Origin of the sequence: Labrys sp. 22185 (assembly GCF_052045555.1) — a bacterium.
GTDB classification, from domain to species: domain Bacteria; phylum Pseudomonadota; class Alphaproteobacteria; order Rhizobiales; family Labraceae; genus Labrys; species Labrys neptuniae.
The window spans coordinates 37,968-54,755 of record NZ_JBQEPH010000007.1; the positions used below are offsets into that span (position 1 = coordinate 37,968).

Below are 16,788 nucleotides of genomic sequence, written 5' to 3' on the forward strand. Positions count from 1 at the left end.
AGACCCGCCCCCCACCTGCGAACACGCGTATTTCGGAACTTTCCATGCCCTGCGTCCTCGGCCTCGACATCGGCACGACCTCCACCATCGGCATCCTGATCCGCCTGCCGGGTGAGGTGCTCGGCCTCACTTCCCGCCCCGTGACGCTGCGCTCGCCCCATGCGGGCTGGGCGGAGGAGGATCCGAACCAGTGGTGGGAGAATGCTTGCGCCATCACCCGTGAGCTGATCGGCACGAGCGGCATCGCGCCCGGCGAGATCCACGCCGTCGGCGTCACCGGCATGCTGCCGGCCGTGGTGCTGCTGGATGGGAACGGCGAGTTGATCCGTCCGAGCATCCAGCAGAGCGATGGGCGTTGCGGCGAGGAGGTGGCCGAGCTCGCCGCGGAGATCGCCGAAGACGTCTTCCTCGCCAGGGCCGGCAACGGCATCAACCAGCAATTGGTGACGGCCAAGCTGCGCTGGCTGGAAAAGCACGAGCCGGATGGTTTCAAGCGCATCGCCACCGTGTTCGGCTCCTATGACTACATCAATTGGCGCCTGACCGGCGTGAAGGCGGTCGAGCAGAACTGGGCGCTCGAGGCCGGCTTCACCGATCTTTCCACCCAGGACATCGCCGACGATCTGGTGGCTCTGGCCCATATTCCGCGCAGCGCCGTGCCGCCGCGCAGGCTTTCCCATCAGATTCTCGGTGCGGTGACGGCGGACGCGGCCGCCGCCACGGGCCTCAAGGCGGGAACACCCGTGGTGGGCGGGGCAGCCGACCATATCGCCTCGGCCCTGTGCGCCGGGGTGGTGGCGCCCGGCGACGTCCTCCTGAAATTCGGTGGTTCGGCGGATGTGCTGATCGCCTCCGACAAGGTGGCGCCGGATCCGCGCATGTATCTCGACTACCATCTGGTGCCGGGGCTCTATGTGCCCAATGGCTGCATGTCGACCGGCGGTTCGGGGCTCAACTGGTTTGCAGCGACCTTTGCGGGCGGCGAGCGCGAGGCTGCCGCCCGGGAGGGCCTCAGCCTGCATCAGCATCTCGACCGGCTCGCCGCCGAAATCCCGGCCGGGGCCGAGGGGGTGCACATCCTGCCCTATTTCCTCGGCGAGAAGACGCCGATCCATGACCCTGTCATCCGCGGCTCCTTCTCGGGCCTCAGCCTGGCAACCGGTCTTCCCCATCTCTGGCGTGCCTTGCTCGAGGCCTATGCCTACGCGATCCGCCATCATGTCGAGACTTTGAACGACATGGGGCACGCCACCACCAACTACCTGGTTTCGGATGGCGGTTCGAACAGCGCGGTCTGGATGCAGATCGTCGCCGACGTGCTGCAGGTTCCCCTGCAGCGCCTCAACGGCCATCCCGGTTCCTGCCTCGGAGCGGCCTGGACGGCGGCCATCGGGGCAGGGCTTGCCTCGGAATGGCCCGAAGTCTCGCGTTTCATCAGCCTGCGCGATCGAATCGAGCCGAATGCGCAGAACAAGGCAGTCTATGAAGCGGGATACCGGGCCTTCCGCGGGCTTTATCGCCGGCTTCGTGAGGAGGATGTATGAGAATCGAGGCCATCGCCTGGGACATCGACGGCACGCTGGTGGACAGCGAACCGCTGCACCAGGAGGCGCTCAACGCCATCAGCCACGATCTCGGCATCGACATGTCGGACCTGCATGACGACCGCTTCCGTGGCATTCATATGGGCGATGTCTGGCGCCTGCTGGAGAGCCGCATGCCGGCCGGGGTCACCGAAGAGAGCTGGGGCAAGGCGATCGTCGACTATTACATCGCCCGTGCCCACACGCTGGAACCCCTGCCAGGCGTGCTCGATCTCGTGCGCCGCTTCGCCGCCGCCGGTATCCGGCAGGCCTGCGTCTCCAATTCGAGCCGCCGCGTGGTCGATGCCAACATCGCCGGGCTCGGCATCCTGCCCTTTATCGCCTTCTCGATCAGCCTCGACGATGTCGCCAAGGGCAAGCCCGATCCCGAGCCCTATGCCACGGCCTGCCGCAGGCTCGGTGCTTTGCCGGCTCATGTTCTCGGCGTCGAGGATAGTCATACCGGGTTTGCCTCGGCCAAGGCCGCGGGCCTCCTGACCGCCTTTCACACCGTCGGCGGCAATGCCCCTGCAGGCGCCGACCTCGTCTTTTCCGATATGCGCGATCTCGGGGCCTTCGTGCTCGCGCCGGTCGCCTCCGCCGCTCCATCCAGTTCGTGAAGGCAGTGCCATGGTCTACAAGATCGATCCCCAGGCGGACCGTCAATATATCGAGGAATTCCGGCGCTGCCCGATCGGACGCCACAGCCCCGGCCTGCAGCGCGTGCTGCATATCATGCGCCAGGACCCCAGCGGCAACCAGGTGATCCTGTTCTGCCGCAAGCCCTTCGAGGAATGGGTACTCGCCACCATGCCGCCCGACCGGCGCGATCCGATCGTCTACGAGGGCGAGCCCGTCTTCACCAGCCGCGAGGAGGCGGAATGGGAGATCTTCCGCCGGCGCTGGCGCCTGCTCACCGGTGAGAGCATCAACCTGCCGTACCGGGATTGAGGAACACGTCCCTTCTCCCCCTGTGGGAAAAGGTGCCCCGAAGGGGCGGATGAGGGGGACACGCCACCTTGCACGGTATGCGCCAACACCCCTCATCCCCCTGCCGGGACCTTCTCCCGCAAGGGGAGAAGGCCATCGCGCGGCTCGCCGCGTCATCTAAATATCTTGCCATCCGAGAGCCCACGCCATGCTGAAAATCACCGGCTATCCCGATCGCTATTCGGTCGCTCCCGGCGAGACCATCGCCTTCAAGATCTCGCTCGAGGAAGGAGATGGCTTCGACGCCCGGCTGGTGCGCGTGCGGCATGGCGATTGCAACCCCGAGGGACCGGGCCTGAAATTCCCGCATGTGCCGACTGCCATCGACGGGCGCCACGCGGGCCGGCCGCAGCGCATCGATGCCGGCTCCTACATGCAGGCCGAAACCGTGCCCGCGCTCGGCAGCGCGCCGTTCACCTTCTTCGCCATGCTCTGGCCGACCCTGCCGTCCCGCGGAACGCAGACCATCGCGGCGCAATGGGACCCCGTCACGCAGCGAGGCTTCCGCATCCAGATGCTGGAAGGCGGGCGCCTCGCCGTCATCGTGGGGGACGGGCCCGGCCGGCAGGCCGAATTCGCCCTGCGTGACGGCATGCTGGTGCGCCAGTGGTATGCGATCGCGGTCGCCATCGATCCTGCCACAGGCCGCGTCATGCTCTCCCAGCGCCCGGTGAAGCCCTATGCCCACGTCTTCGATGCCGGCTTTGAGGAAACCAGCCTGAAGGTGTCGCTGCCATCGGTCGAGGCGCCCTTCACGCTCGCCGGCTGCCACCAGGCCGACGGCACGGTGGCCGAGCATTTCGACGGCAAGATCGACGGACCCGTTCTCCTGGCCGGCTTCCACGCCCCCGAACAGCATCAGGCCCTACTGCTGTCGCCGCAGCCCGCGGCCTTGCGGGCCGGGATCATCGCGCAATGGGATTTCTCGCGGGAGATCGGCTCGACCAGGGCCGTCGATATCGGGCCCTCGCATCATCACGGCGAACTCTTCCATCTGCCGACCCGCGGCATGAAGGGCTGGAACTGGACCGGCGAGGAGCATGATTTCAACCTGAAGCCGGAACATTACGGCGCCATCCATTTCCATCACGACGATCTCTACGATGCGGGCTGGGAGACCTCCGTCAGCCTCGTCATTCCCGAGGAGCTGAAGAGCGGCCCCTATGCGCTGCACGTCACCTGCGGCGACAGCGACGAGACGGTCACGCGCGAAAACTACATCGCCTTCTTCGTGCGTCCGCCGCGCCGGCGCCCGAAAGGCTCACGCCCCAAGCTCGCCATGCTGGCCCCGACGGCCTCCTATATGGCCTATGCCAATCATGGCGAGCACATCACCGCACGGGGGGCGGAGCTTGCCATGAACCGTCTGCTCACCTTCGGCCATTCCGACGTCTATCTCTATGAGCATCCCGAACTCGGCGGTTCGCTCTATGACTGCCATGCCGACGGTTCGGGCGTGCATTATTCGAGCCGCCTCAGGCCCGTGCTCAATTTCTCGCCGCGCTATCATTCCTGGCTCGGTGGGCACGGTTCGGCCCTCTACCAATACAATGCCGATACCCATCTCTATGACTGGCTCGATTTCCGCGGCGTCGACTACGATGTCATCACCGACGAAGACCTGCATGAGGACGGCTACGAACTGTTGCGCGACTACCAGGTGGTGATCACCGGGACCCATCCCGAATATCATTCGACCCGGATGTGGGATGCCATGAAGGCGTGGATCGATCGCGGCGGCCGGCTGATGTATATGGGCGGCAATGGCTGGTACTGGCGCATCGCCTATCACCAGACCTTGCCGGGCGTGATCGAGCTGCGCCGGGCCGAGGACGGCATCCGCACCTGGATCGCCGAGCCGGGCGAATATTACCAGTCCTTCAACGGCGAATATGGCGGGCTGTGGCGCCGCATCGGCCGGGCGCCCAACGTGATCTGCGGCGTCGGCTTCATCGCGCAGGGCTTCGACGTCTCCAGCCCCTATCGCCGGGCCCCCGATGCCGACAATCCCCGCGCCGCCTTCATCTTCGAGGGGGTGCCCGACGAGATCATCGGCGATTTCGGCCTGATCGGCGGCGGCGCGGCCGGCATCGAACTCGATTGCCTGGCCACGGATCTGGGATCGCCGCCCAACATGCTGCGCCTGGCTTCCTCGGTCGATCATTCGCCGATGATGCTGCTGGTCAACGAGGAATTCGGCGTGGTGCCGCCCAATATCGGCGGCGACACCAATCCGCGCGTGCATGCCGATCTGGCCTTTGGCGAAACACCCTCGGGCGGTGCCTTGTTCGCGACCTCTTCGATCGCCTGGTGCGGCTCGCTCAGCCACAACAACTACGACAACAACGTCTCCCGGATCACCTGGAACGTGCTGAGGCGCTTCCTGGAGGACGAACCCTTCCCGGTGGCGTGAGGAAGGGGTTCGGCGAGCAGAACCGCTCCCTATTTCCCGTAAGTGAGATTGATCCACCCGTCGGGGAATAGCTCGCCGGGCGTGGCGCCGCCGATCATGATGCGGAAGACGTCGTCGACCCCCACGGGCTGAGGCAGCTTGATCGAAAGATAGAAGGGCTTGGTGGCCTTGGGAAAATCCGTCAGCGCGGCGATGGTGTCGTCGACCTGTGCCGGGGGCATGTTGGTGAGGCTCAGGGTGATGCGCAGCCAGGCCGCGGCCTGGTCCTTGATCTGCTTCAGGCGGGCTGTAGGATCGGCCGAACCGCGCAGCAGGGTATAGCCGACCGGCAGGAGAAGCAGGCGCTGGATCTCGCCTTCCTCGTCCTGCAGGCTGAATTCGAGGGACTTCAGGGCTGTCCGTGTGACGATCGTCTTCGATTGGCCCCCGGTCGCTGTGGGATCGAAACGGGCGATTTCGGCGGAGGCGCTGAGTGCGCCATGCCGCGTGTTGAAGGTGAACGCGGTGAGCTTCAGCGTCTTGCTCGTCGTGTCCAGCTCATAGTCGATGGAGAAGGCGAGTGGGTCTCGCGAGAGCTGCAGCATGTAGTCCTGGGCGGCATCGCCTGAACTGCCCGAGAGACGCATCCCGGCTGCCGTCAGGCGAAGCGCCAGCGGCAGCTTGCCGCTGTCTGCGGGATCGGGCTCGATCATATCGACATCGACCGTATCGATGGTGAACGATGTTGGCTTGGCCTCCGAACGCAGATTGCCGAAGAGGCAACCCTTCGCCCCCTTGGCTCCGGCTTTCTCGGCCGCGAGGTCGAGGGAGTGAGCCTTGGAGAAGGCAGCCAGCAGGTCGCGGCAGCCTTGCTCGGTACCTGGCGCGGCATTCTGGGCCAGGGCCGGCGTAGCCGACAGCAACCAAACCGCCAGCAGGCCTGGCCAGAACGATCGGTGCTTCATCGTCATCGTCTCTCCTCAGGTCCAGCGATGCTTGCCGGTAAGGCTCTTGGAGAAAACGCACCCGGCCGGGGTAATCGTTCCCGCCTCACGAGAATATCTCGCTGAGTTGCCTGTCGGCCTCCTCCTGCGAGCGGAACGTATTCGCCACCCGCCGGGAGCGCCGGAAATAGGCGATCCAGATCAGGCATATGGCGGCGATGAAGGGCAGAACCCAATAGTCCTGTGGATTTGCCTGCTGCAGCATGTCCTCCACCACCCGATGGAGAAAGAAATCCAGGAAGCCGAGGACGAGTTCCACCGCATAATAGATGATCATCCATCTCGGTGTCCGGGGCGAGCGTTTCAGCATCAGATACAGGCAATAGGCGGCAAGGGCGGCCCTGACGACCGATGTGAAGGCGTAGGCAAGAAGCGGCAGCCGGGCAGCCTTGAAGCGGCCGTCCTCTGCGCCACCGACGAACGGGCCGAGCAGGTTCCAACCGGTCAGTGTGGAATAGATCTCGTAGGCTGAATAGAACGGATTGATGAGGATATCGAGCAGGGGCAGAAGGAGCCAGCCGCCGATGCCCACGGGACCGGCAATTCGGAGCAAAGAATCCGGCCTGTGTTCGCCCTCAACGCCCATGGGGTGTCACCATTGCCTCTTCCATTCTGTCCTTCGTGCATAGCATCCGTCGAGGACTCACCCAAGTGACGTAGTGACTGGCAAGTGACCTGGGTTACCCCGCGGCGATGGTGCACCCAAATCTTCAGGCGAATGCCTGCCGAAATGGATCGTCGTTGAGGCGAGCCCGCGGCACGGGCCATGGCTCGCTCAGCAAGACGGTGCTTGACATTGATCAAAACGTTTTGGATTTTATTCAAAACGTTTTTGAAGAGAAAAAAGCGGTGAGTGAAACGTCGCGGGCGATCGGGCTCAAGGAGCTCGCCAGGGTGCTCGGCCTGTCGGTGCCGACGGTCTCGCGTGCGCTCGGCGGCTATTCCGACGTTTCCCAGAAGACGCGGGAGCGGGTGGTCCAGGCGGCCCGGGAGCATGGCTATGTCGCCAGCCGTGCTGGACGCATGCTGGTCTCTGGGCGCTCCAACGCCATCGGCATGATGTTGCCGCAGCCGGCGGGACAGATCACGGACGCCTTTGTCGGCGAGTTCCTGCTCGGCCTTGCCGACAGCCTTGCCGAATTGGGGCGCGATCTCTTCCTGGCCGCCAGTTCCCAAAGCCGCGACGAGCTGCAGGTCTTGCGCCACATGGTGGACGGCTCGCAGGCTGACGGCATCGTCATCAATCGCCTGACCGTCGACGATGCCCGGGCGCGCGTGCTGATCGCACGGCGCATTCCCTTCGTCGCCCATGGCCGGTTGATCGAGGCACCCGGTCCCTATTCCTGGCTCGACACCGATGGCGAGAAGGCGCTGGACGGGCTGGCGCGCCAGCTGGTCTCCCTCGGCCATCGGCGCTTCGCCCTGGTCATGCCCGATGTCGCCTACACCTTTGCCCATTTCCGCAGCCGCGGCCTGGAGCGGGCCTTGAGCGAGCTCGGCCTGCCGCTGCGGCCGGATCACATCGCCAAGGTGGCTCCCAACGATCTCGATGGCGCCCATGCCGAAGCACGGGCTTTGCTCTCGCTCGATCCCCGGCCGACGGCGGTGATCGCATTGACCGACCAGCTCGCCTTCGCCGTGCTCGATGTCGCCCGCGAACTCGGCCTCAGCGTGCCCGGGGATGTCTCGGTCGTCGGTTTCGACAATGTGCCGATGGCGGCCTATGCCAATCCGCCGCTCACCACCTTCGACCAGAACATCCGCGAAAGCGGCCGCATTGCCGGTGACATGGTGGTGGCACGGATAGAGCTGGGCGAAGCCGGCATCAGGACCCTGCTGCTGGAGCCGAAGCTGGAGCTTCGGGCCAGCCATGGTCCCGCGCCTGTCGACTGAGCGGCGGAGCCAGGCCAGGGCTCGCAGGGGGCTGCCGGAGGAGAAAAGACCATGCACAAGGGGAGGCGAGCATGAGCGGATCGATGAGAAGGCTTTTGGCAGGTGCCGTTCTGGTCGGCGCCCTGGTCACGCCCGTCGCGGCGATCGCGCAGAACCTGCTGTTCTGGTCGACCCAGGCGACGCCCGTGGAGGAATCGCAGGCCATTCGTGACGGCGTGCTCACCGGCTTCGGCAAGCCTGTCACCTATTCGGCCCAGGAGGCCGGCCCGTTCATCACCCGCATCCAGGCCGAGCTGCAGGCAGGGTCCGGCGCCATCACCGTGCTGGGCGGCCTGCATGGCGAGCTTGCCAGCATTCCCGATGGCCTCGTCAATCTCGATGGCGTGGTGCCCGCCGGCGCCATCGCCGAAAGCTATATGAGCTTCGGCAAGCTCGGTACGGCCGAGCAGAAATACATCCCCTGGATGCAGGCGACCTATGTGATGATCGCCAGCAAGCAGGCGCTGCAATATCTGCCCAAGGGCGTGGACCTGCAGAAGATCACCTATGCTGAGCTCTATGCCTGGGGCAAGGCGATGGCTGAGGCCACAGGCGGGCCCAAGATCGGCTTTCCCGCCGGTCCGAAGGGGTTGTCGCACCGTTTCTTCCAGGGCTATCTGCTGCCCTCCTTCACCGGGGCGGCAGTGGTGAAGTTCAAGTCGCCCGAGGCCGAGAAGATGTGGAACGATTTCCGCGATTTCTGGCATGCGGCGGTGACGCCGGCCTCCACCTCCTATGCCTTCATGCAGGAACCCCTCCTGAACGGCGAGGTCTGGGTGGCCTGGGACCACGTTGCCCGGCTCAAGGACGCACTCAACCAGAAGCCGGGTGATTTCGTGGTGTTTCCGGTGCCGGCCGGGCCGAAGGGACGCGCCAACATGCCGGTGATCACCGGTATCGCCGTGCCCAGGACCTCGAATGCGCCCGAGGATGCCAAAGCGCTGGCCGCCTATATGCTCAAGCCCGAGACGGAGATTGCCATGGTGAAGGCGACCGGCTTCTTCCCGGTGGTCGACGTCAAGCTGCCCGACGACATGCCGGTTAGCGCCAAGATCCTGGGGCCCGTGGTGGCGGCGCAGAATGCGGCGACCGATTCCCTGCCCGTGCTGCTGCCGATCGGCATCGGCGATGCGGGCGGGCGCTACAACAAGGTCTTCTCCGATACGTTCCAGCGCATCGTGCTCGGTGGCCAGCCGGTGCGTGATGTGCTCGACCAGCAGGCGCAGGCCCTGCAGGCCATCCTCGATGAGAAGAAGGCGCCCTGCTGGGCGCCTGATCCGAAAAGCGAAGGGCCCTGCAAGGTTGAATAGCAAGCCTGGGAGCATGTTGTGAGCGACACTCGCCTTCTTCCCTATCTGCTGCTGGCTCCTGCGGCGATCTTCCTGGTCGCCTTCTTCCTGGTGCCATTCGGCCAGGTGGCAGTGGAGGCCTTCACCCAATACGGCCAGCTCTCCACCGGCAATTTCCGCTCGATCATGAGCGATTGGAAATTCTGGCCGGCCCTGCGCAACACGGTGGTGCTGACGGCGATCGTGGTGCCGCTGCAGATCGCCCTCGCTTTGGCCATGGCGGCCCTGGTGATGAATCTCGGCAAGGGACGCGATTTCGCCCTTTATGTCTTCACCATCCCGCTCGGCATCTCCGATCTCGCGGCCGGTCTGATCTGGCTGGCCATCCTCGAGCAGAACGGTTTCCTCAACAGTGCCCGTCATGCTCTCGGCCTGATCGCCGGGCCGCAACTTCTGCTTGGCTACCAGAACATCGTGCTGCTCTTCGCCGCCATCGTGCTGGCCGAACTCTGGCGGGCGACGGCGGTGGTGCTGGTCATCCTGGTGGCCGGCATGTCGCTCATTCCGCGCGAATATTACGAGGCGGCGGAAGTGTTCGGCGCGGGGCCTTGGAAGCGTTTCGTCAGGATCACCCTGCCGCTGCTGCGGCCCAGCCTTCAGACCGCGCTGATCCTGCGCACCATCCTGGCCTTCGAGGTCTTCGCCATCGTGCTGGTGCTGGCCGGTACCAATCTGCCGGTGCTGATGGGCGAGACCTATGGCTGGCAGTTCACCCTGCAGGACCGGGCCGGTGCTTCCGCCTATGCCATGGTGATCCTGGCGATCTCGATCGCCCTCACGATGTTCTTCCTGTGGGCGCTGGGCGAGAAGAAGGAGGCGACGCCATGAGCGAGGCCGTCGTCAGGCAGGACGATGCGGGCACCGTCGCCCCGGCCCGCTGGGGTCTGCGCCTCTCCGCCATTGTCTTGTGCGCCTGGGTGCTGGTGCCGATCTATCTGCTGGCGGTGGATGCCTTCAATGCGCCGAAGGCGGTGACGGGCTGGCCCAAGCAGTTCTGGCCGGCCTTCGACCTCACCAGCCTCGCCTTCTTCTGGAACTATGCCGGCGTCACCAGGGCCCTGGTGAACTCGCTGCTGGTGGCGGGGGTGACCATGATGCTCTCCATCCTGATCGGCGCGCCGGCGGGCTATGCCCTGGCCCGCTTCCGTTTCCGGGGCAAGGGCGCCTTCCGCATCCTGGTCTTGATGACGCGGGCCTTTCCCCTGCCGCTGCTCGCCCTGCCTCTGGCGGTATTCTATCTGCGCACCGGCCTCGACGACACGCTGTTCGGCCTGGCGCTGATCCACACCGTGCTGGCGTTGCCCTTCGCCATCCTGATCACCGCCTCGCTCTTCCTCTCCATCCCGGTGGAGCTGGAAGAGGCAGCTTGGGTGTTCGGCTGCAGCCGGGCCCAGGCCTTCGTCAGGATCGTGGTGCCCTTGGCGCTGCCCGGCATTGCGGCATCCGGCGTGTTCGCCTTCGTCACTTCCTGGAACGAGGTGTTCGCGGCTTCCGTGCTCACCGTGCAGAACCAGACCCTGACGGCCTTCCTGCTCACCAGCCTGGACGTCTCGCCGCTGCCGCTGAAATTCGCCGGTGCCTTCGTGCTGATCATCCCGGCCCTGATCTTCCTGTTCCTGGTGCGGAAATACCTGTTTTCGCTCTGGGGCATCGCCAATCGCTGAGGGGGCTCTCATGGCCGACATCGAGATCCGGGGCGTGCGCAAGACCTTCGGTTCCTACACGGCGCTGCACACGCTTGACCTGGCCATCCGGGACCAGGAGTTCCTGGTCCTGCTCGGTGCCTCCGGCTGTGGCAAGACCACGTTGCTGCGCATCGTCGCCGGCCTGGAGAGGGCGAGCGGCGGCGAGGTCCACATCGGCGGCAGGCGGGTCGACGGGCTCGCCCCCCGCGAGCGCGGCATCGCCATGGTCTTCCAGAACTATGCGGTGTTCCCGCATATGACGGTGTTCGAGAACATCGCCTTCGGTCTGCGCATGAAGGGGCTGCTCAACCAGGAAGTCGAGCAGCGCGTGAAGAGGGCCGCCGGGCTGATGCATATCGACCAGCTCCTGCAGCGTTATTCGGGCCAGCTCTCCGGCGGCCAGCGCCAGCGCGTCGCAGTCGCCCGCGCCCTGGCGGTGGAGCCGGCCGTCCTCCTGATGGACGAGCCGCTTTCCAATCTCGATGCGCTGCTCCGGCTCGAAATGCGGGCCGAGCTCAAGGGCATCCTGCAGGAGAGCCGCACCACCACGATCTATGTCACCCATGATCAGGTCGAGGCCATGAGTCTCGCCGACCGCATCGCCGTGATGCATCAGGGCCGGATCGTGCAGGCGGCTCCGGCGACGGAGGTCTATGCCTATCCGGCCACGCGCTTCGTCGGCGGCTTCATCGGCAATCCGCCGATGAATTTCCTGCCGGCGGCGGTGAGCGGGACCATCGCCGAGGTAGCCGGACTGAAGCTGTCCGCGCCCGCGACATCCCGGCCGATCGAATTTGCCATCCGGCCCGAGGAATTGGCGCCGAGCGGCGAGGGTTTGACGGGACGGGTGCGGGTGGTGGAGCCGCTCGGACCGCACCAGCTCGTCTCTCTCGATGTCGGCGGCCATCTCTTCCGCGCCATCGTCGACAATGACCATGCCGTGCGCCCCGGCGAAAACCTCACTCTGGCGCCGCGTCCCGGCAGCGTGCGCTGGTTCGACGTCGAGAGTTCGGCGGCCGTTCTCTGACGACATCACCCCTTTTCATGACGAATCGCTTGGGAGCCTTTCATGAGCCGACTTGACCGTGCCGCTGCCTTCGAGCGGGCTGCTGCCGTGCTGCGCGAGAATGATCGCGGCGCCTACACCATCCCGACCAAGGGGCTTTATCCCTTCCAGTGGAACTGGGATTCCTGCCTGACGGCGCTGGGACTGCGCCACCTCGACGAGAACAGGGCCTGGCAGGAGGTCGAGACCCTGCTCGACCACCAATGGCCGGATGGCATGGTGCCGCACATCGTCTTCCATGTCGAAGACGACGGCTATTTTCCCGGTCCCGGCGTCTGGCGCACCGGCCGCCCGGTGCCGACCTCGGGCATCACCCAGCCGCCGGTGCTGGGCTATGTGATGAAGCGCCTGCATGACGAGGCCGGCGATCGCGAGCTCGCCCGGCGCAGGGCCCACGGCCTGCTGGCCAAGGCCGACGCCTGGCACCAATGGTTTTATGCCTGCCGCGACCCCGAAGGCACAGGCCTGGTCGCCATCATCCATCCCTGGGAATCCGGACGCGACAATTCCGTCGACTGGGACGAGGCGATGATGCGGGTGCCGACCGACGGGGTGGAGCCCTATGAGCGGCGCGACACCCGGCATGTCGATGCCGCCCAGCGCCCGCACAAGGCCGACTACGACCGCTTCCTCTGGCTGCTGCAGCGCTTTCGCAGCCTTGGCTGGGACAATGCCAGGCTGCACGAGGCCTCGCCTTTCCGCATGGTCGACCCCGGCTTCAATGCCATCCTGATCCGTTCCGACAGCGATCTTGCCGAGCTTGCGCAGACGCTGGGCGAGCCGGCGATCGCCGCCCGCGCCCGCGCCCGTGTCGCCAGGGCGAGGGCGGGCTTCGAACGGTTGTGGAGCGAGCGCTTCGGCCAGTATCTGTGCCTCGACCGTGTCTCGGGCCAATTGATCGACAGCCCGTCGATCGGCGGGCTCCTGCCCGTGTTCGCGGGGCTGGGCGAGGAAGCACGCCACAGGGCCATCGCCGAACGAATCGCGGCCTGGCGCCGGCGCACGCGCTACGGCATCGCCAGCCACGATCCCGCCGACCGGCGCTTCGAGCCGAAGCGCTATTGGCGCGGCCCGATCTGGATCATTGTCAACATGCTGGTCGCCGACGGGCTCCGGCGCTGCAAACTCGTCGAAGCCGCGGCCAAGGTCGAGGCCGACAGCCTGGCCCTGATCGAGGAAAGCGGCTTTGCCGAATATTACGATCCGATCTCCGGCGAGGGCCTCGGCGGCGGCCATTTCACCTGGACGGCCGCCATGGTGGCCGAACTGGTGAAGCGGACAGGTTGAGCCTGGGGAAGCTGACTTGGTGGATCGGCGCGCGGTTTCTTTACCCTCCCCTGGAGGGGGAGGGTCGGCCTGAAAGGTCGAGGTGGGGTGATCTTCTCAGGTTGAGGTGGTTCTCACCCCACCCCGAAGCTTCGCTTCGACCCTCCCCCTCCAGGGCAGGGTAAAGAAACACCGCCTCTTGGGCTTAGCTCGGCTCCGTAAGAGGTGAGCCGCCTCAGGCCGTGCCGGCGTCGGCACGGCGGATGATGCCGCGCGCGACGGCGATGTCGCCCGCCAGGGGGCGGTCGTCGCGATAGGGGGGCAGGGCCGTGCGCACGTCGCGGTAGAAGGCATCGGTGCCGGGGGCCTTGGCAAGGTCTTCGGCCTGCAGGTCATAGGCCTGGGCATCGGCGAGGAGTTCGATCGCCAGGATGTGCTCGGCATTGTCGAGAATCTGCAGCGCCTTGAGAGCGGCCGGCGTGGCGTGGCTGAGATGGTCCTCCTGCAGGCCCGAGGTGATGCCGCCATCCAGGCTGGCGGGGCTCGCCAGGCGCCGGTTGAGCGCTACCAGCGAGGCGGCGGTATATTGGGCGATCATGAAGCCCGAGGAGACCCCGCTGCCTACGGCGAGGAAGGCCGGCAGATCGCTGACATGCGGATTGACGAGGCGGTCGATCCGCCGCTCCGCCATTGCCGCGAGCTCGGCCACCGCAATGGCGAGCGTATCCATGGCGAGCGCGATGCCGGGCGCCACGGCATGCGCCTCCGAATAGACATCGGGCGCTTCGGGCGTGCCCAGCACGGCCGGGTTGTCGGTGACGGAAGCCAGTTCCCGGTCGATGGTCGAACCGATCTCGGCCAGCGCGTCGCGTACCGCGCCATGGACATGCGGTACGGCCCGCAGGCTGAGCGGGTCCTGGGTCTGGCGCCCGGCCGCGGCGGCGAGGATGGCGCTGCCGTCGAGCAAGGCGCGCAGATGCCGTCCCGTTGCCTGCATGCCCACGGAGACGCGCAGGGCGAGCGAGGTCTCGTCGAAGGCCCGGGGCTGGCTGCGCAGGTTCTCGAAGCTCATGGCGGCGGTGACGTCGGCCCAGTCGACCAGCCTTTCGCTGCGGGCCAGAGCGAGCGCGGCGAGGCCGGTGACGCAGGGCGAGCCGTTGACCAGGCTCAAGCCCTCCTTGGCCTCCAGCACCAATGGCGTGCGCCCGATGCGGGCCAGCGCCTCGCTGCCTGTCAGTCTTTGCCCGTCGAGCACGGCGTGGCCTTCGCCGATCAAGACCAGGGCGATATGGGCCATGTGGCTGAGATAGCCGACAGAACCGAGCGAAGGCACTTCGGGCAGGCAGTCATGTGCCAGCAGGGCCAGCATCTGCTCGACGACCTCGGGCCTGACGCCGGAACGGCCATGGGCGTAGTTGTTGATGGCCGCGGCAATGATCGCACGCGTCTCGGTCTTGCCGACAGGAGCCCCGACGCCGACAGCATGGCTCATCAGGATGTTGCGCGACAAGTGCCGCTGCTGCGGCCGGTCGACGATGACGTTGGCAAGGCCGCCGACGCCGGTGTTCACGCCATAAGCGAGGATGCCACGCTCGACGATCGCATCGACGATGGCCCGGGCATAGGAGAGGCGCTGCCAGGCAGCTTCGGAAAGGGCGAGTTCCGCTCCTTCGGCGATGGCGGCGATTTCTCGCCAGGTGAGGGGGCGGTCAAGGGTGATGGGCATGGGGAAACCGAGGTAATGGGTCGATAGCGAGATGAGAAATTTGCATCGAGGATTACGCCGCCCCTCACCCGTCCCCTCTCCCCGTAAGAACGGAGCGAGGGCGCGCGCAAACGTCGCGATTGATCCTCTCACCGCTCATCACGCCCTACGGTTGGGCGAGATAGGTTCGGTTCGGCACTAAAAGCACCGTTGAAGTCTCCCTCGCCCCGTTCTTACGGGAGAGGGTACGGGTGAGGGGCAACACTCCGCTTCACCAGCAATTGCGTCAGACCGCCCTCAATGATGCTGACTGGAGATGAACTGCTTGAAACGCTCCGACTTCGTGTCCTTGAACAATTCATCGGGCGAGCCGTCCGCCTCCACCTCGCCCTTGTGCAGGAACATCACGCGGTTGGAGACGTTGCGGGCGAACCCCATCTCGTGGGTGACCACCAGCATGGTGCGGCCTTCCTCGGCGAGGCCGCGCATCACGCGAAGGACTTCGCCGACCAGTTCCGGGTCGAGCGCCGAGGTCGGCTCGTCGAACAGCATTACCTTGGGCTTCATCGCCAGGGCCCGGGCAATGGCGGCGCGCTGCTGCTGGCCGCCCGACATGTGCGAGGGGTAGTAATTGCGACGCTCGGCGAGGCCGACGCGCTCCAGCAGGGCCTCGGCCTCGGCGATGCACTCGGCCTTGGGGCGGCCCAGCACATGCACCGGGCCTTCGATCAGGTTCTGCAGAACCGTCATGTGCGACCAGAGATTGAAGCTCTGGAACACCATGCCGAGTTCGGAGCGGATGCGATCCACCTGCTTGCCGTTGGTCGGCTCGAGGTGACCTTTCTTGCCGCGGCGCATCTCGACCTTCTCGCCAGCGACGACGATCTCGCCGTCATCGGGGGTCTCGAGCAGGTTGATGCAGCGCAGGAAGGTGCTCTTGCCCGAGCCCGAGGCGCCGAGAATGGAGATCACGTCGCCCTGGTGGGCATCGAGCGAAATGCCCTTGAGCACTTCATGATCGCCGAAGCTCTTGCGAATGTTCTTGACGCTGAGAGCGATTTCGCTGGAAGCGGCCATGGCGTTTCCTTTCAGCCGACGATGGTGCGCGGTGTCTGCGCGCTCGGCGGCATGAAGCGCAGATGGGGGGAGAGGACACGCTCGGCCCGGCCGAGCAGGAAGATGATGACATAGCTCAGGGCGATGTAGACCAGGCCTGCCAGCGCCAGGACAGGCACGTCGAGCAAGGCCTGGCGGCCGATCTTCTGGGCGATGCCGGTCATCTCGACCACGCCGATCAGTCCGGCCAGCGAGGTCGATTTCAAGGTCAGGATCACCTCGGTCGAATAGGCCGGCAGGGCCTGGCGCAGGGCGATCGGCGCGATGATGCGGTAAAGCAGCTTGAAGCCGGACATGCCGATGGCACGCGCCGCCTCGATCTCCTTGGTCGAGACGGCCAGCAGGCCGCCGCGCAGGATTTCCGCCTGATAGGCAGCGGTGCAGAGCGCCATCACGAACACCGCCGAGGCGATGCGGTTCTTCAACACCAGCCAGAACCAGGATTCCTTCATGAACTGGAACTGGGCCAGGCCGTAGAAGATCAGGAAGATCTGGATCAGCAGCGGCGTGCCGCGAAAGATGAAGATGTAGGTCTTGGCGATACCGGACAGCAGCCCGTTGCTGCTCATACGCATCCACAGCACGATCAGGGCGAAGACCAGGCCGAGCAGGACGGAGAAGATGAAGAGCAACAACGTCGTCGGCAGGACGGCGAGGATCTTGCTGAGGGCTTCGAGGGCGAAATCGAGAGTCATGGCGG

Annotated in this window: 15 protein-coding genes; 10 read left to right on the plus strand and 5 right to left on the minus strand. The window is 65.5% G+C overall.

The genetic code is table 11. The annotated features are described in order from the left end of the window. Positions 1–44 precede the first annotated feature (44 nt). The 4 genes from ACTJKX_RS15470 to ACTJKX_RS15485 all read left to right on the plus strand — a co-directional run bounded on the left by ACTJKX_RS15470 (position 45) and on the right by ACTJKX_RS15485 (position 4,986). Positions 45–1,544: an FGGY-family carbohydrate kinase gene (locus ACTJKX_RS15470; protein WP_440725794.1), complete on the plus strand. Its 1,500-nt coding sequence runs from the start codon at positions 45–47 to the stop codon at positions 1,542–1,544. Beyond that, positions 1,541–2,203 carry an HAD family hydrolase gene (locus ACTJKX_RS15475; RefSeq protein WP_440725795.1) on the plus strand — a complete coding sequence of 221 codons (663 nt, stop codon included), beginning with the start codon at positions 1,541–1,543 and terminating at the stop codon, positions 2,201–2,203. The genes ACTJKX_RS15470 and ACTJKX_RS15475 overlap by 4 nt, the downstream gene beginning before the upstream one ends. Before the next feature lie 10 nt (positions 2,204–2,213). Continuing rightward, positions 2,214–2,534 carry a hypothetical protein gene (locus tag ACTJKX_RS15480; RefSeq protein WP_311938526.1) on the plus strand — a complete coding sequence of 107 codons (321 nt, stop codon included), beginning with the start codon at positions 2,214–2,216 and terminating at the stop codon, positions 2,532–2,534. Positions 2,535–2,721: 187 nt separating this feature from the next. Continuing rightward, a complete protein-coding gene (locus ACTJKX_RS15485) occupies positions 2,722–4,986 on the plus strand; it encodes a N,N-dimethylformamidase beta subunit family domain-containing protein (RefSeq protein WP_440725796.1) in 2,265 nt (754 codons plus the stop codon). A gap of 29 nt (positions 4,987–5,015) precedes the next feature. On the opposite strand, the gene ACTJKX_RS15490 is transcribed toward ACTJKX_RS15485, so the two are convergent. Beyond that, positions 5,016–5,936: a hypothetical protein gene (locus tag ACTJKX_RS15490; protein ID WP_440725797.1), complete on the minus strand. Its 921-nt coding sequence runs from the start codon at positions 5,934–5,936 to the stop codon at positions 5,016–5,018. 79 nt (positions 5,937–6,015) lie between these two features. Further along, positions 6,016–6,522, minus strand: coding sequence for a DUF2569 family protein (locus ACTJKX_RS15495; RefSeq protein ID WP_440725798.1), 507 nt, complete (start codon positions 6,520–6,522; stop codon positions 6,016–6,018). Between the two features lie 296 nt (positions 6,523–6,818). Here ACTJKX_RS15495 and ACTJKX_RS15500 point away from each other — a divergent pair, with 296 nt between their 5' ends. The 6 genes from ACTJKX_RS15500 (at position 6,819) to ACTJKX_RS15525 (ending at position 13,288) form a co-directional block, all read left to right on the plus strand. Beyond that, positions 6,819–7,862: a LacI family DNA-binding transcriptional regulator gene (locus ACTJKX_RS15500; protein ID WP_440725799.1), complete on the plus strand. Its 1,044-nt coding sequence runs from the start codon at positions 6,819–6,821 to the stop codon at positions 7,860–7,862. Positions 7,863–7,933: 71 nt separating this feature from the next. Then, on the plus strand, positions 7,934–9,211 hold the full coding sequence (locus tag ACTJKX_RS15505) for an ABC transporter substrate-binding protein (RefSeq protein WP_440725800.1): 1,278 nt from the start codon (positions 7,934–7,936) through the stop codon (positions 9,209–9,211). 18 nt (positions 9,212–9,229) lie between these two features. Beyond that, positions 9,230–10,078 carry a carbohydrate ABC transporter permease gene (locus tag ACTJKX_RS15510; protein WP_440725801.1) on the plus strand — a complete coding sequence of 283 codons (849 nt, stop codon included), beginning with the start codon at positions 9,230–9,232 and terminating at the stop codon, positions 10,076–10,078. After that, complete coding sequence (locus tag ACTJKX_RS15515; RefSeq protein ID WP_440725802.1) at positions 10,075–10,914, plus strand: carbohydrate ABC transporter permease; 840 nt, start codon at positions 10,075–10,077, stop codon at positions 10,912–10,914. Before ACTJKX_RS15510 ends, ACTJKX_RS15515 begins: the two co-directional genes overlap by 4 nt. 10 nt (positions 10,915–10,924) lie before the next feature. Further along, the gene (locus ACTJKX_RS15520; protein ID WP_440725803.1) at positions 10,925–11,962 is read left to right on the plus strand and encodes an ABC transporter ATP-binding protein; all 1,038 of its coding nucleotides are present in this window, start codon (positions 10,925–10,927) and stop codon (positions 11,960–11,962) included. 42 nt (positions 11,963–12,004) lie between these two features. Beyond that, positions 12,005–13,288 (plus strand): MGH1-like glycoside hydrolase domain-containing protein, encoded by a 1,284-nt coding sequence (locus ACTJKX_RS15525; protein WP_440725804.1) that lies wholly within the window; start codon positions 12,005–12,007, stop codon positions 13,286–13,288. A 214-nt stretch (positions 13,289–13,502) separates the two neighbouring features. Here the strand turns inward: ACTJKX_RS15525 and ACTJKX_RS15530 are convergent, their stop codons facing one another. The 3 genes from ACTJKX_RS15530 to ACTJKX_RS15540 form a co-directional block, all read right to left on the minus strand. Further along, complete coding sequence (locus ACTJKX_RS15530; RefSeq protein WP_440725805.1) at positions 13,503–14,993, minus strand: HAL/PAL/TAL family ammonia-lyase; 1,491 nt, start codon at positions 14,991–14,993, stop codon at positions 13,503–13,505. A gap of 276 nt (positions 14,994–15,269) precedes the next feature. Continuing rightward, entirely contained in the window at positions 15,270–16,049 is a 780-nt protein-coding gene (locus ACTJKX_RS15535; RefSeq protein WP_440725806.1) for an ABC transporter ATP-binding protein, read from the minus strand. 11 nt (positions 16,050–16,060) lie between these two features. After that, positions 16,061–16,783, minus strand: coding sequence for an ABC transporter permease (locus ACTJKX_RS15540; RefSeq protein WP_311938549.1), 723 nt, complete (start codon positions 16,781–16,783; stop codon positions 16,061–16,063). Positions 16,784–16,788: the final 5 nt, after the last annotated feature.

What these genes read in the sequence shown, in the direction of transcription:
- ACTJKX_RS15470 (WP_440725794.1), top strand. Translation starts at nt 45, where the DNA reads ATGCCCTGCGTCCTCGGCCTCGACATCGGCACGACCTCCACCATCGGC.
- ACTJKX_RS15475 (WP_440725795.1), top strand. Translation starts at nt 1,541, where the DNA reads ATGAGAATCGAGGCCATCGCCTGGGACATCGACGGCACGCTGGTGGAC.
- ACTJKX_RS15480 (WP_311938526.1), top strand. Translation starts at nt 2,214, where the DNA reads ATGGTCTACAAGATCGATCCCCAGGCGGACCGTCAATATATCGAGGAA.
- ACTJKX_RS15485 (WP_440725796.1), top strand. Translation starts at nt 2,722, where the DNA reads ATGCTGAAAATCACCGGCTATCCCGATCGCTATTCGGTCGCTCCCGGC.
- ACTJKX_RS15490 (WP_440725797.1), bottom strand. Translation starts at nt 5,936, where the DNA reads ATGACGATGAAGCACCGATCGTTCTGGCCAGGCCTGCTGGCGGTTTGG.
- ACTJKX_RS15505 (WP_440725800.1), top strand. Translation starts at nt 7,934, where the DNA reads ATGAGCGGATCGATGAGAAGGCTTTTGGCAGGTGCCGTTCTGGTCGGC.
- ACTJKX_RS15515 (WP_440725802.1), top strand. Translation starts at nt 10,075, where the DNA reads ATGAGCGAGGCCGTCGTCAGGCAGGACGATGCGGGCACCGTCGCCCCG.
- ACTJKX_RS15520 (WP_440725803.1), top strand. Translation starts at nt 10,925, where the DNA reads ATGGCCGACATCGAGATCCGGGGCGTGCGCAAGACCTTCGGTTCCTAC.
- ACTJKX_RS15525 (WP_440725804.1), top strand. Translation starts at nt 12,005, where the DNA reads ATGAGCCGACTTGACCGTGCCGCTGCCTTCGAGCGGGCTGCTGCCGTG.
- ACTJKX_RS15530 (WP_440725805.1), bottom strand. Translation starts at nt 14,993, where the DNA reads ATGCCCATCACCCTTGACCGCCCCCTCACCTGGCGAGAAATCGCCGCC.
- ACTJKX_RS15535 (WP_440725806.1), bottom strand. Translation starts at nt 16,049, where the DNA reads ATGGCCGCTTCCAGCGAAATCGCTCTCAGCGTCAAGAACATTCGCAAG.
- ACTJKX_RS15540 (WP_311938549.1), bottom strand. Translation starts at nt 16,783, where the DNA reads ATGACTCTCGATTTCGCCCTCGAAGCCCTCAGCAAGATCCTCGCCGTC.